Source organism: Nocardioides secundeburneus, from assembly GCF_039939255.1.
In the GTDB taxonomy this organism is placed as follows: Bacteria; Actinomycetota; Actinomycetes; order Propionibacteriales; family Nocardioidaceae; genus Nocardioides.
The window spans coordinates 152,203-177,745 of the sequence record NZ_JBDUUE010000005.1; the positions used below are offsets into that span (position 1 = coordinate 152,203).

Consider the following 25,543-nt stretch of genomic DNA (forward strand, 5'->3'; position numbering starts at 1 on the left):
TTTGGACACCTGCCGGGAGCACCCGTGCAGGCTCGTCCCTAGACGCGCCCGCACCCACCACGCCCCGGCCACAGGCCCGGGGCGTTTGTCATGTCTGGGCCGAGGCCGGAGCCCCACCCACGCACAGGAACCGAGGTTCACCATGGTCGTCGTCATGTCGCCGGAAGCCACCGACGAGGACGTCGCGCACGTCGTCGAGAGGGTCGAGTCGGTCGGCGGTGAGGCCTTCGTCAGCAAGGGCGTCGTGCGCACCATCATCGGCCTCGTCGGTGACATCGAGTCCTTCCACGGGCTCAACCTCCGCACGCTGAAGGGCGTCGCCGACGTCCACCGCATCTCCGACCCCTACAAGCTGGTCAGCCGCCAGCACCACCCCGAGCGGTCGACGGTGTGGGTCGGCGGCCGCGACGGCGCCCCGCGGGTGCCGATCGGCCCCGAGACCTTCACCTTCATGGCCGGCCCGTGCGCCGTCGAGACGCCGGAGCAGACGCTCGAGTCGGCCCGCATGGCCCAGTCGGCCGGCGCCACCATCCTCCGCGGCGGCGCCTACAAGCCCCGCACCTCGCCCTACGCCTTCCAGGGCCTCGGCGTGAAGGGCCTGGAGATCCTCGCCGACGTCCGCGCCGCGACCGGGATGCCCGTCGTCACCGAGATCGTCGACGCCCGCGACGTCGACGTCGTCGCCGAGCACGCCGACATGCTGCAGGTCGGCACCCGCAACATGGCCAACTTCGGGCTGCTGCAGGCGGTCGGCGACGCCGGCAAGCCGGTGCTGCTCAAGCGCGGCATGACCGCCACCATCGAGGAGTGGCTGATGGCGGCCGAGTACATCGCCCAGCGCGGCAACCTCGACGTCGTCCTGTGCGAGCGCGGCATCCGCACCTTCGAGCCGTCGACCCGCAACACCCTCGACATCTCCGCGGTGCCGGTCGTGCAGGCGACCAGCCACCTGCCGGTGATCGTCGACCCGTCGCACGCGGCCGGCCGCAAGGACCTCATCGTCCCGCTGTCGCGGGCCGCGATCGCGGTCGGCGCCGACGGCATCATCGTCGACGTGCACCCCGACCCCGAGACGGCGCTGTGCGACGGCCCGCAGGCCCTGCTCGGCACCGAGCTGCGCGAGCTCGCGCAGGCGTGTCGCAAGCTGCCGGCGCTCGTCGACCGGGTGCCCTCGCACGAGCGGGCCACGACCGCGTGAGCGCGGGGTTCGGGGTCGCCGCCCACTAGGGTGACCCCGAGCCGACGCCGGGAGGACCGACCGATGGAGCAGTGCACGCGTTGCGGCCACGCCTTGGGCGTCGGGCGCTACTGCGTCAACTGCGGGCACCCCCGTGCCGTGGACGCCTCGTCCGACGACTGGCGCACCTCGACCGCCGAGCGACCGGGCGTCGGCGGCCCCGTCGCCGGCCTCGGTGGCGGTGAGCCGACGGTGGTGCCCGTCGTCCACGACGAGCCGACGCAGGCCTCCCCCGGTACCCCTCCGACCGGCCCGGCCGGACCGGCCACGCCGCCCCCGGTCTACGAGACGCCGCCCCGGGCGCGCTACCCGATGTACGCCGACGACCCCGCACTCACGGCACCGCCCACGCCGGCCGACCCGCCGGCGTGGGAGGCACCCGCACCGCCGGTCGAGCACGACCGGCGACGCGGCCCGGCGCCCTGGCTCGTCGTCGCGATCGCCCTCGTGCTCGTCGCGGGCGTCGGGGTGTTCCTGCTGACCGGCGGCCTGGGCAGCGGCGACGACGACGTGGCGGCCGATCGCACGCCGGCCTCCGACGCCGGCCGGCCGAGCGCCGAGCAGACCGGTGGCGCCGGGGGCAGCGACGAGCCGGCGCCGTCCGAGACCGAGCCGCCGCCGTCGAGCGAGCCCACCGAGCCCGGCTCCGACGCCCCGATCGAGCCGCGCGACGTCACGACCGAGGCGCGGGTCGTCACCCCCGTGACGGCGCCGCCCGGCCAGGACGTCCGCGGCAACCCCGTGCGCTACGACGCCGACAACATGCTCGACGGCCGGCCCGACACCGCCTGGCGGATGCCCGGCGACGGCACCGGCGCCACCATCACCTTCACGTTCCCGAGCCCCACCCGGCTCACCTCGGTCGGGCTCCTCAACGGCTACGCCAAGCGTGACCCCGGCTACGACGGCTACCTGGCCAACCGCCGCATCACGGCCGTCGAGTGGATTTTCTCCGACGGCACGCGGGTGAGCCAGTCCCTCGGCAACGCCCGCCAGGTGCAGCCGATCGACGTCGACACGGTCACCACCACCGTCGTCCTGCGCCTGGTGTCGGTGAGCGCCCCGGGCCGGGGCCCCTCCGGTCGCGACTACACCGCCGTCAGCGACGTCTCGCTGGTCGGCGAGGCGGCCTGAGCCCACCCCCGACCCCGTCGCGGCGACCGGAGTCCGCCGGGTCTGCGATTCCGCTCCGCGGCGCGGTCTGCGTTGTTAGCGTCCGCGCAGCACCCCCTCCAGACACGGACCCGCCATGACCTCGCTCCCTCCCGGCCCGCCGCCCTCGGGCCCCCCGGTGCTCCCGCCGCCTCCTCCAGGTCGACCCCCGGGCCCGCCACCCGGCAGCCCGGCGGCGACCCCGACCATCGACCTGCGTCCGCTGCTGGTGGGCAACTGGCTCGGCTCGCTCGCGGTCGCCGGTGCGGTGCTGGCGCTCACGGGTGCGCTGGCCGGCGTGGTGACGCTCCTGGTGAAGCCGCCCGACTTCGGCGTCGGAGCCACGCTCGACCTCGCGACGTCGATCGCCACCGCCACCTTCGGGGCCGACCTCGACGTCTCCGGCACCGACGACGAGCTCAGCTACGACGGCTCGATCGGTCTGTTCCCGCTCACGCTCACGATCGTCGTGCTCGGGGTGACCGCCGTGCTCTTCCGCCGCATGGTGCGCGACCACCGGACGCCGGGGGCAGCACTCGTCGACGCGGTCCGCGTGGCCCTGTTCGTGGGCGTCGGGCTCATGGTGCCCGCGCTGGTCTTCCGGGGCGACAACGACGAGCTCGGGCGCGGTTGGGGACGCGAGATGTCGGCCGACGGGCTCGGCACCGAGCTCGACTACGGCGTCAACGCGGCGGGCGCGCTCGGACTCGGCTTCACCCTGACCCTCGTCGTGCTGGTGCTGGTCGCCGTCCTGCGACGTGACTGGTGGGGCGAGCGGGTCGGCCGCGTGCTCGACCGGGTGGTGCCGGTGCTCTACGGCTACGGGGCGCTCGTCGCGCTCCTGCCCCTGGTCGGTCTCGTCGGGTTCCTCCTGCTGGGCTTCGGCGAGGAGTCCTTGTCCGACGCCGGCGACGAGGCCGGCGGCGTCCGCGAGCTGCTGACCGTCGTCTTCGTCCTGCTGGGCAACGGCGGCGTCCTCGTCCTGGGCCTCGGGTCCGGCGCCCGGCTGGGCGGCGGTCTCAGCGGCTCCGACGGCGAGGAGGACTTCGACGAGTCCGACCACGCCCGGCTGTGGAGCGGCATCGGCGACGACGAGCCCGGGCTGTGGGCCTCGCCCGCGATCCTGCTGGTCGTGCTGGTGGTGGCCGCCGTGGTCGTGCTGCGGAGCACCCGCGCCCGTGGGCACGTGCTGGGCACGCTGCTGCTGTGGGCCGGTGGCCTCGTCGTCCTCGTCCCGCTGCTGGTGCGGGTCTCCGGCTTCCACGGCCGGGCGACGATCGGCTACGCCGGGGAGGAGACCTTGTTCTCGATCGACGCCGGCGCGGCCGGCACCGAGACCACCTTCTTCGTGCTCGGGCTCGGGCTCGTGGTCGCGCTGGTCGTCGCCGCCGTCACGGGCCACCTGTCGGCCGAGGCCGTGCGGGGCTCGCTGGGGGCGCTCCGCTCGTTGCAAGCACGCCCGACCGCCTCGTCCGCACCGACCGGCCCGCCGCCCGCCGGCCCGCCACCCGCCGGCCCGCCACCCGCCGGCCCGCCACCCGTCGGTCCGCCGCGGCCGCCGTCCTGAGGGCGGGTCCGGCTCAGCGCAGCGCCAGCACGACGGTGTAGGCGGCCGCGAACGAGCCGGCCAGCGCCAGGAGCACCAGGAGCGTCGCGGCCAGCGGCGAGGTGCGCCGCGCCTCCTGCGGGGTCGGCGCGAGGTGGCGCGGCACGTCGTCGGGCGCGACCGGCACCGGCGTCTCGACGGTCGGGGTCGGCTCGGCGACCGGCCGGACGGCGGTGTCGCCGGACGAGCGCACCGGCTGCGCCAGGGCCTCGGTGAGCCGCGCCGCGAACGTCTGCACGTCGGACCACCGCTCGTCGGGCCGGGCGGCGACGGCGCGCAGCACGACGTCGTCGACGGCGCGCGGCAGGTCGGCCAGGGACGACGGCGGCACGGGCGGGCGACCCTCGACCAGCTCGGCGAAGCCGCCCTCGCGCAGGATGCGGCCGGTCAGCAGGTGGTAGGCCACCGCGCCGAGTGCGTGCACGTCGGCCCGCGCGTCGAGGCCCTCGCCCGTGGCCTGCTCGGGGGCCATGTAGGCGGGCGTGCCCACGACCTGCGTCAGGCCGCTGGCGTGCAGCAACGCCTTCGCGACCCCGAGGTCGGCGACCATGAGCCGGCTGCTCGCCAGCACCTCGGGCGTCGGCCCGTCGCCCTGTGCTGGCCGGCTGTCGACGCCGTCGCCGCGCAGCAGCAGGTTCTGCGGCTTCACGTCACGGTGCACGACGCCGCGGCTGTGCAGCACGGCGAGGCCTGCGGCGGCCTGCTCGACGATCGGGACGACGTGCCGCGGCGACCACGGCACCCCGGTGAGGCCGGCGTCGAGCGAGCCGCGGTCGGCGTAGGTCATCACGAACCACGGCACGCCGTCGCTCTCGCCGATGTCGTGCACCCGGACGACGTGGTCGGAGTCGGCCGCGCGCAGGATCCGCGCCTCCTCGAGGAAGCGCTCGCGGACGTCGAGCCGCGCGGCCCAGTTCTCGGCCAGCGCCTTGACGGCGACGTCGCTGCGCAGCTCGTAGTCTCGGTAGAGCCACACGGTGGCGAAACCCCCGGACCCGATGCGGCGGACCTGGCGGAGCCGGCCGAGGCGTTCGGGGAGGGGCACGGCGGTTATCGTGCCAGAGCCCACCTGCCACACCTGCCACCACCGACCCACCAACGACCCACCACCGACCCACCACTGACCCGTCACCGACCCTGGGGAGCCCCGTGACCGAGCCCGCCGACACACCCGAGGGCGCCGACGCCCTCGACGCGCTGGCCCTGCAGGCGGCCGCGGGCGACGCCGCGGCGCTCGAGCAGGTGCTCGCGATCGTGGCGCCGCGCGTGGAGCGGATCTGCGGGCGGATGCTCCTGCACCCGCAGGACGCCGAGGAGGCCGCCCAGGACGCCCTGCTGCTGGTGGCGACCAAGGTCGGCCAGTTCGGCGGGCGCAGCCGGTTCACCACCTGGGTGCACGCCGTGGCCTCGAACAGCGCGCGCTCGACCTACCGCACCCTCAAGCGCCGCTCGGTCGAGCAGTCCACCGACGAGATGCCGCTGCACGTCGACCCGCGCACGACGAGCGTCATCGCCGGCAGCCGCCTCGACCTGCTCGAGGCGCTCGAGGTCGTGGGCACCGAGCACCCGGAGTACGTCGAGCCGCTGGTGCTGCGCGACGTCCAGCAGCTCGACTACAACGAGATCGCGCGCGTGCTCGACCTGCCGCTCGGCACGGTCAAGGCCCGCATCCACCACGCCCGCAAGGCCGTGCGGCCGCTGCTGCGCGTCGTCGACTGAGCCGGCCCGCCGAGGGGTCTCGGCACGCCGGATCGCTGCTAGTCCTGGCGCCCCAGGACGGCGGTGGCGACGTCGTCACCGAGCCTCTGGGTGCCCTCGCACCCGGTGCTGTCGCAGGCCCAGACCTCGGTGCCCACCAGCGGGTCACCGTCGCGGTCGCCACCGGTGAGGATGGCGACGACGTCCTCGTCGAGGAACGCCCCGCGGATGACCTCGGCGTCGACGGGCGGGTTCTGGATCGCGGCGAGCTGGTCGGTGCCGTTGGCCGCGAGCGGCTGGAAGACCGGGCCGTCGCCCTCGCCGTCGGTCGGCTCGGCCAGGACCGAGTTGCTGTCGGTCGACCACGAGGGCAACCCGGGGAACGCGAGCGAGCAGTCGACGACCTGGCTGTCGAGGTTGGAGGTGCGCATGACCATCGCGCAGATCGTGGTGTCGCCCGGCTTGCCCGAGCCGGCGACCGTGCCGGCGATGTAGATGCCGTCGGGCGAGATCGACCAGGCCCCGACGAGGTCGTCGGCGAGCACGGTGCGGTCGTCGGAGCCGTCGAAGTGTGAGGCGACCGCCAGCTCGACGTCGCGGTCGTCGCGCCAGCCGGTGGCCACCGTGCTGTCGTCGACGAACTGGGCGTGCCCGGTGGCCGTCTGGCCCTCCGCGGTGCCGTAGAGCACTCCGTCGACCTGCTCGCCGGACGCGACGTCCCACACCGTGTAGCCCTGGTTGGGGTCGTCGAGGCCCTGGGCCACGTAGCGGGTGCCGTCGGGGCTGACGTCGCCGTCGCCGAACGTCTCGCCGAGCAGCTGGCGGGTGCCGTCGGGCCGGAGGTAGATCGCCTCGAAGGAGGGCTCCTGCGGACTGGTCTTGACCGTGACCACCCAGCCGCCGGCGGCGCGCTCGAGCGAGTACGGGACGTTGTCGAGATCGATCTCGATCTCGGTGTCGCCGTCGTGGAGCAGGCGCTGGTTGGCCCAGAGCAGGTCGCCGGGCCGGCCCGGTCCGGGCGGGTCGTCGCTCGGCACCGGCTGCTCGCCCCCGCCGGACGTCGGGGTGCCGCTGGGGGTGCCGCTGGGGGTGCGGCTGGGGGTGCCGCTCGGGGAGCTCGCGTCGGTGGCGCGGGCGGCGGGCTGCTCGTCGTCCGGGCCGGTGGCCATCGTCGCCGCCACGACGCCGCCGGTGGTGCCGACGACGGCAGCGGCGGCGATGACGAGGGTCAGGGTGCGGTTCATGGCGGTCCTTCGGCCTGGGCGGTGCGGTCAGGTGGTCCGATGCACCGGGGCGCGAAAAGGTTACGAGACGGCGGCCACGATCCCGGCGAGCGCGGCGGCGGCACGCTCGGCGTCGGAGCGGGTGACGCCGAGGTGGGTGACCATCCGCACCGTGCGCGGCCCGACCGTCGCCACGCGCACGCCGGCCTCGGCGGCCGCGGCGACGAAGGCCGCGGCGTCGTCGCGGTCGAGGACGACGATGTTGGTCTCGACCCCGGCCGGGTCGAGGCCGCACGCCTCGGCGAGCAGGCGGGCGTGCTCGTGGTCGTCGGCCAAGCGCTCGACGTGGTGGTCGAGGGCGTGCAGACCGGCGGCGGCGAGCACGCCGACCTGCCGCATGCCGCCGCCCATGCGCTTGCGCCACACGCGCGCCTCGGCCACCGTGTCGGCGCTGCCGACGAGCAGCGAGCCGACGGGTGCACCCAGGCCCTTCGACAGGCAGACCGAGAGCACGTCGGCCGTGACGCCGTAGTCGGCCAGCGGGGTGCCGGTGGCGACGTGGGCGTTCCACAGGCGTGCCCCGTCGAGGTGCACGGTGGCGCCGACCTCACGCGTCCACGCGCGCAGCTCCTGCAGGAGCGCGAGGGGCAGCACGGTGCCGCCGGCGAAGTTGTGGGTGTTCTCCACCGAGATCGCGGCGGTGCGCACGAAGTAGGTGCCCATGTCGGGGGCGTACAGGGAGCGGACGGCGTCGAGGTCGACGTGGCCGCGCCGGTGGGTCCAGGTGCGCATCGTGATGCCGTTGTAGGCGCCGTGCGCCCCGAGCTCGGCCCGGGCGATGTGCGCCGACGACTCGCACAGCACCTCCTGCCCCGGCTGCACCAGCGCGCGGACGGCGAGCACGTTGCTCATCGACCCGGTCGGCATGAACAGGGCGGCCTCGTGACCGAGCAGGCCCGCGACCCGCTCCTCGAGCGCCGCCACGGTCGGGTCCTCGCCGTAGACGTCGTCGCCGACGTCGGCGCGGGCCATCGCCGTCCGCATCGCCTCGGTGGGCTGGGTGAGGGTGTCGCTGCGCAGGTCGATCATCGACTCACTCCGCTTCGGTCGGACGGCTCAGCTGGTGACGTCGCGCGCGCGGAGCATCTCGGCGACGAGGAAGGCGAGCTCGAGCGACTGGACGCGGTTGAGCCGCGGGTCGCACACCGACTCGTAGCGGGTGGCGAGGGCGGCCTCGTCGAGCTCCTCGCCGCCGCCGACGCACTCGGTGACGTCGTCGCCGGTGAGCTCGACATGCACGCCGCCGGGCCAGGTGCCGAGCTCGTGGTGGACGTCGAAGAAGCCCTGCACCTCCTCGATCACGTCGTCGAAGGCCCGGGTCTTGTAGCCCGACGACGCCTCGAACGTGTTGCCGTGCATCGGGTCGCAGACCCAGGCGACCTGGAGCCCCTCGCTGGTGACCTTCTCGACGAGCGCCGGCAGGCCGTCGCGGATCTTGCCGGCCCCGAAGCGGGTGATGAAGGTGAGCCGGCCCGGGGTGTTGTCGGGGTTGAGCGCGGCGGCCAGGGCGATCGCGTCGTCGGGCGAGGTGGTCGGGCCGAGCTTGACGCCGATGGGGTTGCGCACGTGGCGCAGCAGCTCGACGTGGGCCCCGTCGAGCTGCCGGGTGCGCTCGCCGATCCACACGAAGTGGCCGGACAGGTCGTAGTCGCGCCCGGTGCCGGAGTCGGTGCGGGTCATCGCGTGCTCGTACTCGAGCACGAGGGCCTCGTGGGAGATGTGGAAGTCGACGCGGTGGAACTCGTCGGGGTCGGCGCCGATGGCGGCCATGAACGCCATCGCCCGGTCGATCTCGTGGGCGAGCTGGTCGTAGCGCTGGCCGGCGACGGAGTCGGCGACGAACGAGGTGTTCCAGGTGTGCACCTTGCGCAGGTCGGCGTAGCCGCCGGCGATGAAGGCCCGGATCATGCTCAGCGTGGCGGCCGACGTGCGGTGCACCTCGAGCAGGCGGGCGGGGTCGGGCACGCGCGACTCGGGCGTGAAGTCGTAGCCGTTGACGGCGTCGCCGCGGTAGGCCGGCAGCGTGATCGACTCACCGCCGACGAGGCGGGTCTCGTTGTCGGACGAGCGCGGCTTGGCGTACTGCCCGGCGAGCCGGCCGAGCTTGACCACCGGCACGGACGCCGCGTAGGTGAGCACGACGGCCATCTGCAGCAGCACCCGCAGCTTGTTGCGGGTGTTGTCGGCGGTGACGCCGGCGAAGGTCTCGGCGCAGTCGCCGCCCTGCAGGAGGAAGGCCTCGCCGCGGGCGACCGCGGCGAGCTTGTCGGTCAGCTCGTCGCACTCGTGGGCGAGCACGAGCGGGCGCGCGACCCGCAGCTGCTCGACCGTGCGGTCGACGGCGGCGCGGTCGGGGTACGACGGCTGCTGGGCCGGGTGGAGCGCGTGCAGCGCCGAGAGGTCAGGTACAGCCACCCGTCAAGACTACGGCTGTCGGCGGCGGCGCTACTCCCCGAGGTCGTCGACGTCGCGGAACCCAGTCTTCTGACCGCGCGCCCCGCGGTTGACCAACCAGGTCACGGCCCACAGGACGATCCCGATCGCCAGGAGCGTCCCGCCGATGCGGTACTGGATCCAGTCCTCCCGCTCGCGCGCCCAGGGGCCCACCAGGTAGGCGCACGCCAGCGCACCGAGCCATGGGGTCCAGGTGGGCGCGGAGAAGGAACCGGGCTCGCCCTTGCGGCGCAGCACCAGGCACGAGACGTGCACGACGGTGAAGACGCCGAGGAGGAGCAGGCCGGTGGTGCCGGCCAGAGATCCGACCACATCGCTCTCGGGGTCGCTGCGCACGTAGGTGATGAGGCCGAAGGCCATGAGGGTGGTGAAGATGATCGCGACGTACGGCGAGCGGCGTCCGGGCAGGACCTTGGCCAGCGGGCGCGGCAGCACGTCCTGCTTGGCCATGCCGTAGAGCAGCCGGCTGGCCATGAGCATGTTGATGAGGGCGGTGTTGGCCACGGCGAACACGGTGAGGAACGGGAAGATGTCGTCGATCGGCAAGCCGGGGGCGCCCACCCGGACGACGTCGAGCAGGATGCCGGCGTCGGGGTTGACCGGCTCGAGCACGTCGCCCGGCGGGATCACCACGACGACGGAGATCGCGACCAGCACGTAGAGCAGCGCGCAGAACCCGAGGGCCATCAGCATGACCTTGGGGAAGATCTTGTCGGGCTCGCGGACCTCCTCGACCATGTTGATGGAGTCCTCGAAGCCGACCATCGCGAAGAACGCGATCGTGGTGCCGATGGTCACCGCCGCGAACAGCGACCGGTCGGTGGACGACTCGAACACGACGATGCGACCGGGGTCGCCGTCGCCGTTGACCATCGCCCAGGCCCCGATGCCGATGATCACGACCAGGGCCACGATCACCACGAGCGTCAGCACCACGTTGAACTTCACGCTCTCGCCCACGCCGCGCAGGTTGACGAGCGCGAGGAGGCCGATGAACACCAGCGCCGTGACCAGCGTCGCGGTGCGTCCGGTCGGCATCCCGTCGACGAACTCCTGGATGCCGATGAGCAGGTTCTCCGCCACGAGGCCCGACGACGTCGAGGCGCTGGTGATGCCCGAGCAGACCACGGCGAAGGCCACGATGAACGTCACGAAGTGCACGCCGAACGCCTTGTGCACGAACAAGGCCGCGCCTGCCGCCTGGGCGTGCTTGCTGACCAGCTCGAGGTAGGACATCGCCGTCAGCGCGGCGACCGCGAAGGCGACGAGGAACGGCATCCAGGCGACGCCGCCGACCTGGGCCGCGACGTCGCCCGTGATCGCGAAGATGCCGGCACCGATGATGTCGCCGATGATGAAGAGCAGGAGCAGCTTCGGCCCCATGACCCGCTTGAGCTCGGGCTCGTCGGACTCCGGCTTGCCGAGATCGGTCGTCATGCCTCTACCCAACACCTCGCGGGGCTCGCTTGTCTGCACCTGGCGTCGTTCCGGAATGTTTCCGCGAGTTGAGACATTCATGTCTCACGTGAGACATTGTCGTCTCATTCCGTGACCGTCCTCGAAGAGAGAGCAGCCCCGCCCATGGCCACCCGCGACGAGATCCTCGCCGCCGCTCAGCGACACCTGAACATCGACCCCCGCGCGTCGATGGCCGTGCTGGCGGCCGCGGCCGGCGTCGGGCGGGCCACGCTGCACCGCCACTTCGCCAGTCGCGACGACCTCCTCCACGAGCTCGGCACCCGCTCGCTCGACCGCTGGGAGCAGAGCCTCGACGCCGCCGACGCGCGGGGCGTCGCCGCCTCGGGCGACGCCGGACGCATCCGCGCGTGCCTCACCGACCTGTTCGCGCGCTACCTCGCCGACTCCGACGACTTCGGCTTCGCGCTCACCGACTCCTACCTCACCTCGGCCCCCGACCTGATGACCCGCTCCGACCGCCTCGCCGAGCGCGAGGTCGAGCTGCTCTCGGCGGCCCAGGCGGCCGGCGTGCTGCGCGACGACGTGTCGTCGCGCTGGCTCACGCACGCCGTCTACGGGCTGCTCGTCGCGGCCCGTGAGGCCGTCCGCGAGGGCGACGTCGCCCGCCGCGACCTCGACGCCCTCGTCCTCTCCACGTTCTTGAAGGGAGCCTCGTCATGACGACCACCACCCCCGTCACCGTCCCGACCGACCGTCGGCGTTGGGCCGGGCTCGCCGTCCTCGCCGCGAGCCTGCTCGTCGTCGTCATGGACATGACGATCCTCAACGTCGCGCTGCCCGACCTCACCGCCGACCTCAAGCCCTCGGCGGTGGCCCAGCTGTGGATCGTCGACGCCTACGCCCTCGTGCTCGCCGGCCTGCTGGTGCCGGTCTCCGCGCTGGCCGACCGGTGGGGACGCCGGCGCATGCTGCTCACGGGCTTCACCATCTTCGGCGTCGCGTCGCTGCTCGTGCTCGTGGCCGCCAGCCCCGGCGCCGTGATCGCCGTCCGCGTGCTGCTCGGCGTCGGCGGCGCGATGATCATGCCGGCCACCCTCTCGCTGATCCGCGTGCTGTTCCCCGACCCCCGCGAGCGCGCGTTCGCGCTCGGCGTCTGGGCGGCCATGGCCTCGGTCGGTGCCGCGCTCGGCCCGATCGTCGGCGGCGCGCTGCTCGAGGTGTTCAGCTGGCACGCCGCGTTCCTGGTGAACGTGCCGCTCATGGTCGTGGCGGTCGTCGCGGGTCTGCGCTTCCTGCCCGAGAGCCGCTCCGACCGGCCCGGGCGCATCGACCCGACGGGCGTCGTTTTGTCGGTCGGCGGCATGGTCGCCACCGTGTACGCCGTCAAGCACCTCGGCAAGCACGGCGCCGACCTGCCCACCGTCGCGCTCCTCCTGCTCGGCATCGTGCTCGTGGCGGCGTTCTTGCGTCGCTGCCTGCGCGACGACGAGCCGATGCTCGCCGTGACGCTGTTCGCCGACCGGGTCTTCCGGGCCGGCGTGTTGACCGCGCTGGCCAGCAGCACCGTGATGATGGCACTGCTGTTCATCGCCTCGCAGTGGCTGCAGCTCGTGCAGGGCTGGGGACCGCTCCTGGCCGGCGCCGCGCTGCTCCCCTTGGCGCTCGGCGGCCTCGTGGGGTCACCCTTCGCCCCGACGGTCGCCGACCGGATCGGCGTCCGCACCGTGCTCGTCGCCGGGCTCGTCGCGACCTCGGCCGGCCTCGCCGCGGTCGCGCTGCTCCCCCGGCCCATCCACTACGCGGGCCTGGCGGTCGCGTTCCTGCTCGTCGGCCTCGGCACGGCGGCCCTCGGCGTCGGCTCGGCGCTCATCATGGGTCGCGCCCCGTCGCACCAGGCCGGCTCGGCCGCCGCGCTGGAGGAGATGTCGTACGAGGTCGGCGGGGTGCTCGGCGTCGCCGTGCTCGGCAGCATCGCCGGCGTCGTCTACCGCGCAGGTCTACCGGACACCGCGTCCGGTGATGCCGTCGAGTCCGTCGCCGGCGCGATCGGCACACCGGTCGCCTCGGCCGCCACCACCGCGTTCACCGACGCGTTCGCGGTCGTCGGCCTGGTGGGCGCCGTGCTCGCCCTGCTCGCGGCCGTCGTCGTGTGGCGCTGGATCCCGCGCGACCTCGACCTGGCCGACCTGCAGCACTAGCCGAAGAACACCTGCGCCTCGGCGTACTCGGCCGGGCTGACCAGCTTGAGCTCGGCGGTGCCCTCGGCGAGCGGGACCCGGTCGATGCGGGTGCCGCGCAGCGCCATCATGGTGCCGAAGTCGCCGTCGGCGACGGCGTCGATGGCCTGCAGGCCGAAACGGGTGGCGAGCCAGCGGTCGAACGCCGTGGGGGTGCCGCCGCGCTGCACGTGCCCGAGCACGACGGCGCGGGCCTCCTTGCCGGTGCGGTGCTCGATCTCGGAGGCGATGCGGTCGCCGATGCCGCCGAGGCGCACGTGGCCGAAGGCGTCCTTCTCCCCCGACACCAGGGTCATCTCCCCGCCCTCGACGGGGACGGCGCCCTCGGAGACGACGATGATCGGGGCGTAGGTCGACTCGAAGCGGGTCTCGACGTAGTCGCAGAGCTTCTCGATGTCGAACGGCTGCTCGGGGATCAGCACGGCGGAGGCGCCGCCGGCGATGCCGGAGTGCAGCGCGATCCAGCCCGCGTGGCGGCCCATGACCTCGACGACGAGCACGCGGTGGTGCGACTCGGCGGTGGTGTGCAGCCGGTCGATGGCCTCGGTGGCGATGTTGACCGCGGTGTCGAAGCCGAAGGTGAAGTCGGTGCCGGAGAGGTCGTTGTCGATCGTCTTGGGCACGCCGACGACCTTGACGTCGAGCTCGGAGAGCTTGGTCGCGACGCCGAGGGTGTCCTCGCCGCCGATGGCCACGAGCGCGTCGACGCCGGCCGCGGCCAGGTTGTCCTTGATCTGCTCGACGCCGCCCTCGATCTTGAACGGGTTGGTGCGCGACGAGCCGAGGATGGTGCCGCCGCGCGGCAGGATGCCGCGGCACTGCTCGACGCCGAGGGGCATCGTCAGGCCCTCGAGCGGGCCCTTCCAGCCGTCGCGGAAGCCGACGAACTCGAAGCCGTGCTCCTGCACGCCCTTGCGGACGACGGCGCGGATCACCGCGTTGAGTCCCGGGCAGTCGCCCCCACCGGTCAGAACGCCGACGCGCATCGTGTCTCCTTTGATCGATCCAAGTCCGGGGACAACCTAACCACGGATCAGGTGGCGAGTGTCACCACCAGGGCCGAGAACGCGGCGCCGAGCGCCGCACCCACCAGGGCCGCGGCGAGCAGCGGCAAGTAGCCGCCGACGACGGACCGGTCGGTGGGCAGCGCCTCCGTCGTCCAGCGAGGGTCGCCGTCGACCTCGGCCAGCAGGTCGGGGGTGACCCGGTCGTCGACGACGGCGACGTCGCGGTGCTGGGGGTGCACCATCAGCAGCGCCGGGACGTCGCGGCCCTCCAGGCCGAGGTCGGCGGGCACGACGGCCGCGACGCGGCGCGGCTCGCCGTCGCCGACGGCGGTGAGCACGGTCATCATCGGCTCGTCGTCGCCGCCGCCGCGGCCCGGCAGCCACCACGGCAGCCGGACGGCGCGCCGGCGCACGACCCGGCCGAGCGCCGGCACCGGCGTGACGGCTCCGCTCGCGATGTCGTGCGTCGCGGCCACCACGACCTCGTTGAACTGCTGCTCGCCGCGCCGCAGCACGACGGGGAACGCGACCAGCACGGCGACCTCGACGCCGAGGCCGATCACGAGCATCGCCAGGGCCGCGCCGGAGGAGGCCTCGACCAGCACGCCGCCCAGGATGATGCCGATCGCCGCACCGAAGCCGGCCACCAGCAGCCGCGTCGGCAGCGCGATGTCGTTGAGCATGGGTACAGCCTGCCGGGTCGGGGGAAGCCCCTACTCTCGGCCCATGACGTTCTCGATCGTGGCCCGCTCCGACGACGGTGAGGCCTGGGGGGTCGCGGTGGCCTCGAAGTTCCTGGCCGTCGGGTCGGTCGTGCCGGCCGCCGTCGCGCAGGTGGGCGCGCTCGCCACGCAGGCCCACGCCAACGTCGCCTACAAGGGCCTGGCGCTGTCGCACCTCGACGACGGCGCCACCGCCGAGATCGCCCTCCAGCGGCTCCTTGAGGAGGACGACGGGCGCGACCACCGCCAGGTCGGCATCGTCGACGTCGACGGCGGCGCGGCCACCCACACCGGCTCGGCGTGCATCGACTGGGCCGGCGGCGCGACCGGGTCCGGCTTCGCCGTCCAGGGCAACTGCCTGGCCGGGCCCGAGGTGGTCGAGTCCATGCGCCGGGCGTGGGACGACGGTGCCGCCACACCGTTCGCCCAGCGGCTGCTCGCCGCGTTGGCCGCGGGCGACGAGTCCGGCGGTGACAAGCGCGGCCGCCAGTCGGCGGCCCTGCTCGTGGTCCGCGACGGCGCCGGCTACGACGGCGGCGACGACATCGAGGTCGACCTGCGCGTCGACGACCACGAGGCCCCGATCACCGAGCTGGCCCGCCTGCTCGAGCTCAACCACCTCTACCTGGTCGCCTCCACCGACGACGAGAAGGTGCCCGTCGACGGCGCGCTGCGCGCCGAGCTCGAGGCGTTCGCGCGCGAGCAGGGCCAGCCCGACTTCCACACCTGGGTGGGCACCGCCAACCACGAGATGCGCGTCGACGACGGCCTCACCTGGATCGACGAGCGGGTGCTGGCGATCGTGCGGAGCGGGTCATCGGCGTCCTGACGCTGCACCCGAGCGCCGCCGAGCAGGCGCCCGCGGAGCTGTGGCGCACGACGCTGGCCGAGGTCGACCGGGCCCGCCCCGACGCGGTCGTGGTCACGTCGGTCGAGGCCGTCGTCCTGTGGGACGTCGAGACGCTCGGCTCCCCCGGGCCCGTGCGGCCCGGCCGGCCCGACGACGTCCTGCCGTGGCTGGCCGAGCACGAGCCGCACACCTGGGCCCTGGTCGAGGAGGGCCAGTACGCCGTCGGCGACCCGGGCGCCTACCTCGTGGCGCGCATGACGCGCGGGGTGCACCACGTGACCCTCGACCCCACGGCCCCGGCGCGCCTGTCGGCGCTCGGCGTGCCCGACGACGCGCTGCCCGACGTCGTCGCGCCCGGCGTCGAGGTCGCGACCACCGAGCCGAGCACGTTCCTGGGCCTCGCCGTGCCGGTCTTGCTGGCCCCACCGCGATAGTCGTGGACGTTCTGCACGCGTGCAGAACGTCCACGACTACCCCAGCTTCTCGAGTGCCGCCTTCGCCTCGTCACGGACGCCGGCGGCCTCGTCGAGCGCCGCCTTGGCCTCGTCGCGCACGGTCTCGGCGTCGCCGAGCTCGTCGTCGACCTCGTCGTAGGTGTCCTCGAGCCCGGCGATCTTGCGCTTGAGCTCGTCGATCTCGGCCTCGATCTGCAACAGCCTCGCCTGCAGCTCGTCGACGTCGGCGGCGGCGTCGTCGTGGGCCGCCTTGGCCTCGGCGACGGCCTCCTCCGCCTCGTCGAGCCGCTCCTGCGCCGCCTCGCGCGCCTTGTCGTCGGCGTCGGGGTCGGGGACGACGCTCAGCCGGGGCGGGGCGGGCCGCTCGGCCTCGGTGGGGCTGGCGGCGAAGCCGAGCGCCGCGGGCGTCGCGAGGGCCGCCTCGACGTCGACCTCGTCGACCCCGGTCGTCGACAGGCTGGCGACCAGGAGGCCGCTGCGCACGGCCTCGCCGCAGCGGGCCGAGATCATCGCCGCCGTGAGCGTGGACTCGACCTGGTCGGCAACCGCCTCGGTGACCTTGACGCCCTCCTCACGTGCCAGGCTCCGCGCCTGCGTGGTGATGGCGGCGGTGAGCTGACGACGCTGCTTGGTGAGCTCGCGCAGCTCGGCGCCCGACATGCCCTCCTGCGCCTCGCGCAGGGCCGCGCCGACGGCGAGCACCTGCTCGACCTGGGCCGCGTCGCGGCGCACGAACAGGTTGACCACCCAGGCGGCCAGCGACGGCTTCTTCAGGGTCTTGACCGGGCCGGCGAGGTCGGTGCCCTTGAGCGCCTTGGCCCTCGCGTCGCGGGCCGGCGTGAAGTCGCCCAGCGGAAGGGCGTAGAGCTCGTCGGCGATGTCGAGCAGCGTCTCGCTCACGACGACGAACCTAGACCAGCGTCGACCCGCCCGGTCCGAGGCCGGGGCGGCAAGCCATCAGCCGGAGCGCCGCAAGGGCGTCGCGGTGCGCGGACCGCTGGGGTAGTCCCTGACGCAAATCAGAGGCTTGTTGTCGAGATCCCTGATTTACGTCAGGGACTATCCCGGACGCCGCGACGGCACCGGCGCGCCGCGAGGGCGCCTCGGTGCGCTCCCGGGGTGCGTCCGGAGCGACGAAGGAGCGGAGGGCGTGCGCCGGGCGTGTGCCGAGACGCCCTCTTAAGAGCGGCGCGCCACGCGCGAAGCGGAGCGAGCGCCATCAAACACAGCGCCGTCAATCACTGTCCAGGCCGCGCTCGATGGCGTACCGGGTGAGCTCGACCCGGTTGTGCATCTGCAGCTTGCGCAGGGTGTTCTGCACGTGGTTCTGCACGGTGCGGTGCGAGAGCACGAGCCGCTCGGCGATCTGCTTGTAGGACATGCCCTTGGCGACCATCTTGAGCACCTCGGTCTCGCGCTCGGTCAGCTCGGGGTTGCCGGTGATGCCGCTGTCGCCCGTCGGCTCCGAGAGGCGGCGGAACTCGCCGAGCACGAGGCCGGCGAGCCCGGGGGTGAAGACCGAGTCGCCCCGGGCGACGCGGCGGACGGCGTCGAGCAGCTCGGCCTGCGAGGCCGACTTGACGAGGTAGCCGGTCGCGCCGGCCTTGACGGCCTCGAGGACGTCGTCCTGCTCACCGGAGGCGGAGAGGATCAGCACCCGTGCCGACGGGTCGTGCTGGAGGACGTGCTTGGTCACCTCGACGCCGTTGGGACCGGGGATCTGCAGGTCGAGGACGACCACCTGGGGCCGCGCGGCCGGGAACCGGGCGATGGCCTGGTCGCCGTCGGCGGCGACCGCGACGACGTCGAAGCCGTTGGCCTGCAGGTCGCGCTCGACGGCGTCGCGCCACATCGGGTGGTCGTCGACCACCATCACCCGGATCTGGGCCTCGGCTGCATCGGTCACGCGCCAGACCCTAACCGGACGTAGCGGCCCCGCCGGTGACCGAGCGCGTCGTCGGCATCGCCGACGACGACGTCGACCACCGGGCAGGTCACCAGCACCGACCAGCCGACCTCGGTGGTCGATTCGACCTCGACCGTGGTGTGGGCGGACGCGGTCGTCAGCCGCGGGCCCCACGGCGTCGGCTCGAACGCAGCGGCCCTGAACATCCCGCCCGGCGCGGGGGCCACGCCCGCGAAGACGTCGGCCAAGTCGCGGTGCGCCCACGCGAGCAGGTGCACGGTGCCGCGCCCGCTCTCGAGCAGGGTCTCGGCGAGGTCGGAGTCGGGGTCGAGGAGGGCGAGCAGGCGAGCGGGCTCGCCGTGGGCGAGCAGCACCGACGTCACGGTCAGACCGGCCCAGCCGCGGGCGACGTCGCCCGCGCCCGCCGTCCAGAGGGTGACGGCGCCGCCGAGTCGGCCGCGCAGTCGGCGCACCGGGTCGTCGTCGGTCGGGAAGGGGTGGCTGGAGTGGATCGTCATCGGGGTACCCAGAACTCCCACTCGGTGCCGTAGCTGCCCGTCGACAGGGTCGCCGTGCCGCCCAGGTCGCGGATGCGGCCCTGGATCGACTCCGAGACGCCGAGCCGTCCGACGGCGGCCGCCTCGGCGAGGCGGCCCTCGGGGATGCCGGGGCCCTCGTCGCGCACCGAGACCTCGACGCGGTCGCCGAAGGCCTCGAGCAGCACCCACGCGGGCGCGCCCTCCCCGACGTGACGGCTCACGTTGTCGAGGCAGGCCTCGACGACGGCGACGACCTCGGAGCCGGCCTCAGCGGGCAGCTCGACCGTGCCGCCCGGCACGGCGACGTCGACTCCGGGGCGCTGACGCAGCCGGGCGAGGGCGTCGGCGAGGTCGAGGGTGCCCGTGGCGGCGGCGTCCTGCAGCGCGTCCTGCGAGCGGATCAGCGTGCGCAGCCGGACCTCCTGCTCGCCGGCGAGCCGACCCAGCTCGGCCGCCTGGCCGCCCAGCTCGGCGCCGCGGCGCTGCACGAGCGCGAGCACCTGCAGCACCCCGTCGTGGACGACGCGCGCGAGCCGCGCCCGCTCGGCGGCGGTGGCCGCGGCCTGCTGGGCGACGTCGCGCTCGGCGGCCATCTGCTGCAGCGAGCCGCACATGAAGCCGACGATCGGGCCGCCGATCATCAGCAGGAAGAAGTTGCCGTAGTTGGTCTGGGTCAGCTCGTCGCGCAGGAACAGGTCGAAGCCGCCGATCAGCACCCCGGCCACGAACCCGCCGGGCGCCCGGAACCGGATGGCGCACGCGAACAGCGCCGCCATCACCCAGAACCCCGGCACCGTCGCGTTGAACCACGGCCCCTTGACGACGGGGGTGAGGGCGAGCAGTGCGAGGGTCACGCCGAGGTCGGCGGCGACCAGCGCGACGCCGCGGCGTCCGGCATCGGCGTAGGCCCAGGTGGCGAACGCCGTCCAGGCCACCATGACCGCGAGCAGCACGTAGCCGGCCGTCGGGTGGTCGTAGTTGTCGACGCCGCGGTAGAGGGCGAGGCCGACCGCGTTGACCAGGACGACGAGCCGCAGCACCGCCACGGCCCGGAACAGCCGGTCCTCGACCGCGACGGCCGCCCGGATGCCGACGGCGCCGTAGCTCCTGCTCAGGACGCCTTCTTCTGCTCCGCCGCCGACTCGGCCATCGCCTTCGCGGCGGCCTCGGCCTTCTTCGACTCCTCCTTGGCCTGCACGGCGTACTTGTCGACGTACTCCTGGCCGGAGAGGCGCATGATCTCGTACATGATCTCGTCGGTGATCGAGCGCAGGATGTAGCGGTCGTTCTCCATGCCCTCGTAGCGGGAGAAGTCGAGCGGCTTGCCGAACTTCACGACGGGGCGGGTGAACGAGCCGAACGTCTTGCCCGGGGGCGCGACGACGTCGGTGCCGATCACCGCGCACGGGATGACCGGGACGCCGGTCTCGAGCGCGAGCCGAGCGACGCCGGTCTTGCCGCGGTAGAGGCGGCCGTCGTGGGAGCGCGTGCCCTCGGGGTAGATGCCGAACAGGCTGCCCTCGCCGAGCACCTTCTTGGCCGACATCAGCGCGCCCGCGGCGGCGTCGGCGCCGGAACGGTCGATCGGCACCTGGCCGGCCCCGGAGAAGAACTGCTTCTGCAGCCAGCCCTTGATGCCGGGCGTCGTGAAGTACTCGGCCTTGGCGACGAACGTGACGCGCCGCGGCAGCGTGAGCGGCATGAACAGCCAGTCGGCGTAGGAGAGGTGGTTGCACGCGAGGATGGCCGGGCCCTCGTCGGGCACGTGGTCGACGCCGTCGGTCTGCGGCCGGAAGATCACCCGCAGCAGCGGACCGAGAGCCACGAGCTTGAGGAACCAGTAGAACAACACGACCCCTTCGAACGGCGCGGACGGGGAGACTCTAGACCACCGTCACGGCGGTCGAGGTGCGAGCGGAGCGAGCCTCGAGACCCCGTGGACCGTCGTGCGCCATGATCGGCGCGTGACCACCGAGCCGAACCACGAGCCCCTCACGATCGAGGCCCGCCCCGACCTCACCGGCGGCCGCCGCGTCGGCGTCCTGCTGAGCCACGGCTTCACCGGCTCGCCGCTCTCGATCCGACCGTGGGCCGAGCACCTCGGCGCCCTCGGCCACGGCGTCGCGGTCCCCCGCCTGCCCGGTCACGGCACGACGTGGCAGGACCTCAACACCCACCGCTGGGACGACTGGTACGGCGAGGTCGCCCGTACCTTCGACCGCCTCTGCCTCGACCACGACGCCGTGGTCGTCGGCGGGCTGTCGATGGGTGGCGCGCTCGCGCTGCGCCTCGCCGAGGACCACCCCGACCGGGTGGCCGGACTGATGCTGGTCAACCCCGCGGTCTCGACCCGCCGGCTCGACGTGAGGCTGCTGCCGGTGCTCAAGCACGTCGTGCCGTCGTTCCCCGGCATCGCCGACGACATCAAGAAGCCCGGCGCGAGCGAGCACGGCTACACGCGCACGCCGCTGCGGGCGATCCACTCGTTCATGCAGGCCTGGCCGGGCCTGGTCGCCGACCTCGGTCGCATCACCTGCCCCGTGCTGCTGTTCCGCTCCGACGACGACCACGTCGTCGACGACTCCAGCCGACGGATCATCCTCGCCGGGCTGGGCTCCGACGACGTCACCAGCGTCGAGCTGCACGACAGCTTCCACGTCGCCACCCTCGACCACGACGCCCCGATGATCTTCGAGCAGTCGGAGCAGTTCGTGGCTCGGTGCGCGGGTCGCGCCTAGCGCTCAGGCAGCTGGGCGCGGCTCGCGCACCGAGCCGAGCGCGAGGAAGGCGGCGGCTGGGCGCGGTTCGCGCACCGAGCCTAGACTGACCCAGTGGGCAAGGACGACGACGACGCCTGGCAGGCGATCGTCGACAACTACGGCGACCGGCCGGAGCTCGACCTCGACGACCCGCCGGCTGCCGAGCCCGATCCGGAGCCCGTGGTCGAGCGCGTCGAGCGTCGTGACGAGCCCGAGGTGCCGCGCGAGCTCGGCGGTCCGAGCTGGGACGACGCCTACCCCGACTCCGACTGGGACGACGACCGGTTCGTGCCACCGCCGCCGCCACCGCTTCCGACCACGTCGCCCGACCGCATGGCCGCCTGGGCGGGCGTGTTCGGCAGTCCGGCGATCCTGCTCGTCTGCCTGATCCTCGGCATCGGCCTGCCGCAGCTGGTCGCCTACCTGTTGGTGGCGGCGTTCGTGGGCGGCTTCATCTACCTGGTGGTCACCATGACCCGCGAGCCGCGCGACCCGGACGACGACGGCGCGGTGCTCTGATCGCTCCGGCCCGGTAGTCGCCGGCCACGGCAGCCCGGGTCTGGACGACGCCCCGCGTGGCGAGCGCGGCCCGGGCCGAGCCCGACCAGCGCGCGGTGCGGGCGAGCAGCGCGGCGCCGACGATGCCGGCCTCGGGGCCGAGCCGGGCGGCGACGAGTCGGGGCGGCGTCCGGTGGCCGGCGCCGACGACCGCACGCTCGAGCACGGGACGGGCGGGGTCGAGCAGCCGGTCGCCGGCGGCCGACACGCCGCCCCCGACGACGACGACCTCCGGGTCGAGCGCCGAGGCGAGCCCGGCCACGCCGGCGCCCAGCCACTCGCCGATCGCGGCGAACGCCTGCCGGGCGACGAGGTCGCCGCTCTCGGCGGCGCTGGTGACCATCGGCCCGGTCAGCCGCTCGGGCCGTCCGTCGGTCATGTCGGTCAGCACGGTCGGCGCCTCGACCATGCGCTCGCGGGCGAACCGAACGAGCGCGTTGCCGGAGCAGTACTGCTCCCAGCACCCGGTCATGCCGCACTCGCACGAGCGGCCGTCGGGGACGACGCGCATGTGGCCGAACTCCCCGGCCATGCCCTGCGCACCCCGCACCACCTCGCCGGCGAGCACGTAGGCGCCGCCGATGCCGGTGCCGAGGGTGATCACGAGCGCGGACGTCGCCCCGCGCGCCGCGCCGTAGGCGGTCTCGGCGACGGCGGCGCAGTTGGCGTCGTTGTCGAGCGCGACCGGTGCGGCCCACCGCCGGCTCAGCCGCTCGCGGACGGCGTCGCCGGTCCAGGGCAGGTGGGGGGCGAACATGACGCGCTCACCCGCCGCGTCGACGAACCCGGCCGCGGCGAGCCCGACGCCGGCGATGCGTCGTCCGGCGGCCACCTCGAGCACGGCCTCGGTCAGCGCGTCCTCGACGAGCTCGACGCTGACCCGGCGTCCGGGCGTGCTGCGCCGCGCCGTGCGCACCACCGTTCCGGCACGGGTCACCTCGCCGGCCAGGACCTTCGTCCCGCCGACGTCGACCCCGACGTAGAGCACCACGGCGCCAACCCTCCCCTATCGACCACACCGTGGTCGAGCCGCCACGAGTCGCCCTGGCGACTCGACCGGCTCGATCGACGATATGGCTAGCGGCGGGCGAGGTCGGCGGCGCCGATGACGCCGGCCTGGTTGCCGAGGCTGGCGGTGCGGATCTCGGCGACGGGGCGGTGGCCCCGGCCGGTCAGCTGCGACAGGAACGCCTCGCGGACCGGCTCGAGCAGGAGGTCGCCGGACTCGCTGACCCCGCCGCCGATGACGATGGCCCCGGGGTCGAGCACCTCGACGAGCGAGGCGATCGCCTCGCCGAGCCAGCGGCCGAGCTCGGCGACCTGGGCGATCGCGAACGCGTCGCCCTCGGCTGCGGCGTGGGTGATCATCGGTCCGTCGATGGCAGCCGGGTCGCCGCCGGCGCGCTCGAGCAGCGCGGCCGCGGCCGGCTCGTGCGCCAGCGCCCGGGTCTCCTTGACCAGGGCCGACCCGCTCGCGTACTGCTCGAGGCAGCCGAGGTTGCCGCAGCCGCACTGCCGGCCACCCCGCACCACGCGCAGGTGCCCGATCTCGGCCGCGGTGCCGAACGCCCCCCGGAACAGTCGCCCGCCGCTCACGATGCCGCCGCCGACGCCGGTGCCGACGGTGACCATGAGCATGTCGTCGACGTCGGAGGCCGCGCCGAAGGTGAACTCGCCCCACGCGGCGGCGTTGGCGTCGTTCTCGACCACGACCGGCAGCGCGACGCGCGCCTCGATCTCGGAGGCGAGGTCCTCGTCGCGCCAGGCGATGTTGGGCGCGAACATCACCGTGCGGCGTCCGGCGTCGACGTAGCCGGCGGCGCCGATGCCGACGGCGGTGAGGTCGTGACGGGCGGCGAGCTCCTTGACCAGCTGGGCGATCGCGTCCTCGACGGCGTCGGCGTCGTTGGCCGGCGAGACGACACGGTGCTCGTCGACGACGGTGCCGTCGACGTCGACGACGGCGCCGGCGATCTTCGTGCCGCCGACGTCGATGCCGCAGGTCAGCCCGCCGGGCGGGACGGGCTGGGCAGGGGTCGGGTCACTCATCGTCGTCTCCGTCGAGGTCGATGCGCTCGAGGCCGGAGCCGGGCGCGGGGGTGGCGCCGCCGGTCGGCGGCAGGGTCTGCAGCAGGCCGGCGACGGCCTGGAGGAACGACGAGGCCGCGGTGGCCAGCTGGGCCTTGACCTCCGGGCTGGCGGTGCGGACGACGTGCACGGTGCGGCACACCGGGCAGAAGGTGCACTCGGGCGCGCCGGTGGCGATGTGCTCCCCGGCCTGGTGGACGGCGTCCGCGGCCTGGCCGGCGAGCCCGGCGACGGTGGCGCCGAGGCCGGCGCCGGCGTCGGAGTCGCGGGCCCACTCCGAGAGCGCGCCGAGCAGCTTGGCGGCCTCCTCGCCGACGCTGCCCACGTCGGGGTGGTCGTCAGGGTGGTCGTCAGGGGTCTCGTCGCTCATCTCGTCCCTCCTGGTGTCGCCGCGGCCGGCTCGGCGTCCGGCTCGCGGAAGCGCACGCGCAGCTCGCCGTCGACGACCCGGGCCCGGTCGACGCGCAGCCGGGCCAGCCCGGCGGGCAGCGTGAGCAGGCGCCGGTAGGAGCCGACGCTGACGACGAGCTCGTCGTGGTGGCGCGCCAGCCCGACCTCGGTACGGGTGACGAACGGCAGTGCGAGGTGCAGCACGGCGCCCTCGCTGGTGCGGGTGACCCGGAACGGGCCGTCGCCGACGGGCGTCACGAGGGGGTCGTCGTCGCCGTACAGGTCGTCGGCGAGCGCGGCGAGCGCGCCGACGCCGACGGGCTCGACGGCGCGGTACTCCGAGCGCCAGATCGGCAGGCCGGCGAACGACTCGTCGACCTCGGCGAGCACGGCGTCCTGGGCCACGACCCAGCGGGCGCGCCAGTCGTCGGCGCCGTCGGCGGGGAAGATGCGGTTGGCGACGACGCCGTCGACGCGGTAGCCGAACAGCGACAGGCTGGTGTAGCTGCGGCGGGCCTCGGCGAGCACGACCTGCTCGGGCGTCATCACGATGCGCACGCTCGCCGACGGGCCGGCGAGCAGGGCGTGCACCTCGCCGAGCTCGCCGTGCAGGCGCTCGATCGCCTCGAACACGGTGCCGTTCGGCATGGGCACGCCGACGGCGCGCGACAGCGCCGGTCGCAGCGCCTTCATCACCCGTTGCTGGGTGGGGAAGACGCGCTGCATGTACCAGCCGAGCGCCTCGGGCAGGGCCAGCAGCCGCAGCGTCTCGGCGGTGGGGGCGCAGTCGACGACGATGACGTCCCACTCGTCGGAGAGGGCGTGCAGGCGCAGCTCGAGCAGCGCGAGCACCTCCTCGGCGCCGGGGATCACGGTCAGCTCCTCGGCCGCGACCGGGTCGACGCCGGCGACGTCGAGCACCGAGAGCAAGTAGCCCTGGACGTCGGCCCACGACTGCTCGAAGCGCAGCTGGGCGTCTACCTGCTGCACGAACAGCCGCTCGGCCACCTCGGTGGGCTCGGCGCCCACATCGGCCCCGAACGCGTCGCCGAGCGAGTGGGCGGCGTCGGTGGACAGCACGAGCGTGCGGTGCCCGGCGCGCGCGGCGAGCGCGGCGGTGCCGGCGGCGACGGTGGACTTGCCGACGCCACCCTTGCCGGTGAACAGGACGATGCGCACGGGT

26 protein-coding genes are annotated in these 25,543 nt (G+C 73.9%); 10 read left to right on the plus strand and 16 right to left on the minus strand.

The window, feature by feature from the left end:
• The first annotated feature begins 154 nt into the window (after positions 1-154).
• From aroF to ABFT23_RS14480, 3 genes are all read left to right on the plus strand, one after another.
• Entirely contained in the window at positions 155-1,198 is a 1,044-nt protein-coding gene (gene aroF / locus ABFT23_RS14470; RefSeq protein WP_347896352.1) for a 3-deoxy-7-phosphoheptulonate synthase, read from the plus strand.
• Between the two features lie 138 nt (positions 1,199-1,336).
• Positions 1,337-2,371, plus strand: coding sequence for an NADase-type glycan-binding domain-containing protein (locus ABFT23_RS14475; protein WP_347896354.1), 1,035 nt, complete (start codon positions 1,337-1,339; stop codon positions 2,369-2,371).
• A gap of 115 nt (positions 2,372-2,486) precedes the next feature.
• The gene (locus ABFT23_RS14480) at positions 2,487-3,956 is read left to right on the plus strand and encodes a hypothetical protein (RefSeq protein WP_347896356.1); all 1,470 of its coding nucleotides are present in this window, start codon (positions 2,487-2,489) and stop codon (positions 3,954-3,956) included.
• Positions 3,957-3,969: 13 nt separating this feature from the next.
• Here the strand turns inward: ABFT23_RS14480 and ABFT23_RS14485 are convergent, their stop codons facing one another.
• Positions 3,970-5,040, minus strand: a complete 1,071-nt coding sequence (locus ABFT23_RS14485) for a serine/threonine-protein kinase (protein WP_347896358.1) — start codon at positions 5,038-5,040, stop codon at positions 3,970-3,972.
• 104 nt (positions 5,041-5,144) lie between these two features.
• On the opposite strand from ABFT23_RS14485, the gene ABFT23_RS14490 reads away from it, so the two are divergent.
• Positions 5,145-5,714, plus strand: a complete 570-nt coding sequence (locus ABFT23_RS14490; RefSeq protein WP_347896360.1) for an RNA polymerase sigma factor — start codon at positions 5,145-5,147, stop codon at positions 5,712-5,714.
• 38 nt (positions 5,715-5,752) lie between these two features.
• Here the strand turns inward: ABFT23_RS14490 and ABFT23_RS14495 are convergent, their stop codons facing one another.
• The 4 genes from ABFT23_RS14495 to ABFT23_RS14510 are packed head-to-tail and all read right to left on the minus strand — an operon-like array spanning position 5,753 to position 10,867.
• Entirely contained in the window at positions 5,753-6,937 is a 1,185-nt protein-coding gene (locus ABFT23_RS14495; RefSeq protein WP_347896362.1) for a hypothetical protein, read from the minus strand.
• A gap of 60 nt (positions 6,938-6,997) precedes the next feature.
• Positions 6,998-8,005 carry a threonine aldolase family protein gene (locus ABFT23_RS14500; RefSeq protein WP_347896364.1) on the minus strand — a complete coding sequence of 336 codons (1,008 nt, stop codon included), beginning with the start codon at positions 8,003-8,005 and terminating at the stop codon, positions 6,998-7,000.
• A gap of 27 nt (positions 8,006-8,032) precedes the next feature.
• On the minus strand, positions 8,033-9,391 hold the full coding sequence (locus ABFT23_RS14505) for a class II 3-deoxy-7-phosphoheptulonate synthase (protein WP_347896366.1): 1,359 nt from the start codon (positions 9,389-9,391) through the stop codon (positions 8,033-8,035).
• 30 nt (positions 9,392-9,421) lie between these two features.
• Positions 9,422-10,867 (minus strand): APC family permease, encoded by a 1,446-nt coding sequence (locus tag ABFT23_RS14510; protein WP_347896368.1) that lies wholly within the window; start codon positions 10,865-10,867, stop codon positions 9,422-9,424.
• A gap of 144 nt (positions 10,868-11,011) precedes the next feature.
• Here ABFT23_RS14510 and ABFT23_RS14515 point away from each other — a divergent pair, with 144 nt between their 5' ends.
• The gene (locus tag ABFT23_RS14515; RefSeq protein WP_347896370.1) at positions 11,012-11,569 is read left to right on the plus strand and encodes a TetR/AcrR family transcriptional regulator; all 558 of its coding nucleotides are present in this window, start codon (positions 11,012-11,014) and stop codon (positions 11,567-11,569) included.
• Entirely contained in the window at positions 11,566-13,047 is a 1,482-nt protein-coding gene (locus tag ABFT23_RS14520; protein WP_347896372.1) for an MFS transporter, read from the plus strand. The genes ABFT23_RS14515 and ABFT23_RS14520 overlap by 4 nt, the downstream gene beginning before the upstream one ends.
• Here ABFT23_RS14520 and ABFT23_RS14525 read toward each other — a convergent pair.
• The gene (locus ABFT23_RS14525; protein ID WP_347896373.1) at positions 13,044-14,072 is read right to left on the minus strand and encodes a 6-phosphofructokinase; all 1,029 of its coding nucleotides are present in this window, start codon (positions 14,070-14,072) and stop codon (positions 13,044-13,046) included. The two genes, ABFT23_RS14520 and ABFT23_RS14525, sit on opposite strands and share 4 nt — an antisense overlap.
• Before the next feature lie 47 nt (positions 14,073-14,119).
• On the minus strand, positions 14,120-14,776 hold the full coding sequence (locus ABFT23_RS14530; RefSeq protein WP_347896375.1) for a hypothetical protein: 657 nt from the start codon (positions 14,774-14,776) through the stop codon (positions 14,120-14,122).
• Between the two features lie 43 nt (positions 14,777-14,819).
• On the opposite strand from ABFT23_RS14530, the gene ABFT23_RS14535 reads away from it, so the two are divergent.
• Complete coding sequence (locus ABFT23_RS14535; protein ID WP_347896377.1) at positions 14,820-15,644, plus strand: DUF1028 domain-containing protein; 825 nt, start codon at positions 14,820-14,822, stop codon at positions 15,642-15,644.
• A gap of 89 nt (positions 15,645-15,733) precedes the next feature.
• On the plus strand, positions 15,734-16,099 hold the full coding sequence (locus ABFT23_RS14540; protein ID WP_347896379.1) for a hypothetical protein: 366 nt from the start codon (positions 15,734-15,736) through the stop codon (positions 16,097-16,099).
• Between the two features lie 36 nt (positions 16,100-16,135).
• On the opposite strand, the gene ABFT23_RS14545 is transcribed toward ABFT23_RS14540, so the two are convergent.
• The 5 genes from ABFT23_RS14545 to ABFT23_RS14565 form a co-directional block, all read right to left on the minus strand.
• Positions 16,136-17,020, minus strand: a complete 885-nt coding sequence (locus ABFT23_RS14545; RefSeq protein ID WP_347896381.1) for a hypothetical protein — start codon at positions 17,018-17,020, stop codon at positions 16,136-16,138.
• Between the two features lie 334 nt (positions 17,021-17,354).
• Complete coding sequence (locus ABFT23_RS14550; protein WP_347897035.1) at positions 17,355-17,993, minus strand: response regulator transcription factor; 639 nt, start codon at positions 17,991-17,993, stop codon at positions 17,355-17,357.
• Between the two features lie 29 nt (positions 17,994-18,022).
• Positions 18,023-18,544, minus strand: a complete 522-nt coding sequence (locus tag ABFT23_RS14555; RefSeq protein ID WP_347896383.1) for a flavin reductase family protein — start codon at positions 18,542-18,544, stop codon at positions 18,023-18,025.
• On the minus strand, positions 18,541-19,680 hold the full coding sequence (gene macS, locus ABFT23_RS14560; protein WP_347897037.1) for a MacS family sensor histidine kinase: 1,140 nt from the start codon (positions 19,678-19,680) through the stop codon (positions 18,541-18,543). Before macS ends, ABFT23_RS14555 begins: the two co-directional genes overlap by 4 nt.
• The gene (locus tag ABFT23_RS14565; protein WP_457623582.1) at positions 19,677-20,414 is read right to left on the minus strand and encodes a lysophospholipid acyltransferase family protein; all 738 of its coding nucleotides are present in this window, start codon (positions 20,412-20,414) and stop codon (positions 19,677-19,679) included. Before ABFT23_RS14565 ends, macS begins: the two co-directional genes overlap by 4 nt.
• A gap of 115 nt (positions 20,415-20,529) precedes the next feature.
• Between ABFT23_RS14565 and ABFT23_RS14570 the strand changes: the two genes are divergently transcribed.
• Both ABFT23_RS14570 and ABFT23_RS14575 read left to right on the plus strand, forming a co-directional pair.
• Complete coding sequence (locus tag ABFT23_RS14570) at positions 20,530-21,303, plus strand: alpha/beta hydrolase (protein ID WP_347896387.1); 774 nt, start codon at positions 20,530-20,532, stop codon at positions 21,301-21,303.
• Positions 21,304-21,396: 93 nt separating this feature from the next.
• Positions 21,397-21,843: a hypothetical protein gene (locus tag ABFT23_RS14575; RefSeq protein WP_347896389.1), complete on the plus strand. Its 447-nt coding sequence runs from the start codon at positions 21,397-21,399 to the stop codon at positions 21,841-21,843.
• Here ABFT23_RS14575 and ABFT23_RS14580 read toward each other — a convergent pair.
• The 4 genes from ABFT23_RS14580 to ABFT23_RS14595 form a co-directional block, all read right to left on the minus strand.
• Positions 21,791-22,873 (minus strand): ROK family protein, encoded by a 1,083-nt coding sequence (locus ABFT23_RS14580; protein WP_347896391.1) that lies wholly within the window; start codon positions 22,871-22,873, stop codon positions 21,791-21,793. The two genes, ABFT23_RS14575 and ABFT23_RS14580, sit on opposite strands and share 53 nt — an antisense overlap.
• An 86-nt stretch (positions 22,874-22,959) precedes the next feature.
• A complete protein-coding gene (locus tag ABFT23_RS14585; RefSeq protein ID WP_347896392.1) occupies positions 22,960-23,931 on the minus strand; it encodes an ROK family glucokinase in 972 nt (323 codons plus the stop codon).
• Positions 23,924-24,340: a hypothetical protein gene (locus ABFT23_RS14590; protein WP_347896394.1), complete on the minus strand. Its 417-nt coding sequence runs from the start codon at positions 24,338-24,340 to the stop codon at positions 23,924-23,926. Before ABFT23_RS14590 ends, ABFT23_RS14585 begins: the two co-directional genes overlap by 8 nt.
• Complete coding sequence (locus ABFT23_RS14595) at positions 24,337-25,539, minus strand: ArsA family ATPase (protein ID WP_347896396.1); 1,203 nt, start codon at positions 25,537-25,539, stop codon at positions 24,337-24,339. Before ABFT23_RS14595 ends, ABFT23_RS14590 begins: the two co-directional genes overlap by 4 nt.
• Between the last annotated feature and the right edge of the window lie 4 nt (positions 25,540-25,543).